The organism is Psychrobacter sp. Choline-02u-9 (assembly GCF_002836505.1).
Lineage (GTDB): Bacteria > Pseudomonadota > Gammaproteobacteria > Pseudomonadales > Moraxellaceae > Psychrobacter.
On sequence record NZ_PJBF01000035.1, the window covers coordinates 1 to 308 of the forward strand.

General features: G+C 48.1%; 1 protein-coding gene. It reads right to left on the reverse strand.

The features are described from left to right. Window positions 1-287 (reverse strand): GTP-binding protein (locus CXF69_RS00645; protein WP_228706724.1); only part of this gene is annotated, 287 nt, incomplete at its 3' end. Between the last annotated feature and the right edge of the window lie 21 nt (window positions 288-308).

Genomic DNA, 308 nt, shown 5'->3' on the forward strand with positions numbered 1-308 from the left:
GCACCAGTGATCATGTTTTTAACATAATCGGCGTGACCTGGGCAATCTACGTGAGCATAGTGACGGCTGTCTGTGTCATATTCTACGTGTGAGGTGTTGATTGTGATACCACGTGCTTTTTCTTCTGGTGCTGAGTCAATAGACGCGTAGTCTTTGGCTTCGCCACCAGAGGTGATTGCAGCTACGGTTGCGATTGCAGCGGTAAGGGTTGTTTTACCATGGTCAACGTGTCCGATTGTACCGACGTTGACGTGTGGCTTGTTACGTTCAAACTTGGCCTTTGCCATGGGTATTTCCTCTTTTTTTGG